The sequence below is a fragment of the Streptomyces yerevanensis genome, assembly GCF_000716805.1.
Taxonomy (GTDB): domain Bacteria; phylum Actinomycetota; class Actinomycetes; order Streptomycetales; family Streptomycetaceae; genus Streptomyces; species Streptomyces flaveus.
Window position 1 is genome coordinate 1 of sequence record NZ_JNWJ01000310.1, and the last position, 212, is coordinate 212.

Below are 212 nucleotides of genomic sequence, written 5' to 3' on the forward strand. Positions count from 1 at the left end.
GCGGTGCAGGTCGTTGCCGACGACGATGGAGACGGCGTCGATGGTGGGGTCCTCGGCGACGGCCTCCCAGCTCGGCAGCGCCTTCTCGTACCCGTAGCGACGGGCGGCGTCCTCGCCGAGTTCGACGTTGGCGTCGGCGATCGCGGCCAGCCGGACGGGCGGCAGACCGGCCCCGAAGACCGTGTTGACGTTGCGGTAACCGGCCGCGTGAC

1 protein-coding gene is annotated in these 212 nt (G+C 72.2%); it reads right to left on the bottom strand.

Translation table 11 applies throughout. The features are described 5' to 3' along the window. A partial coding sequence (locus OP79_RS49525; protein ID WP_033330086.1) for a Gfo/Idh/MocA family oxidoreductase occupies positions 1-212 on the bottom strand: 212 nt, incomplete at both ends.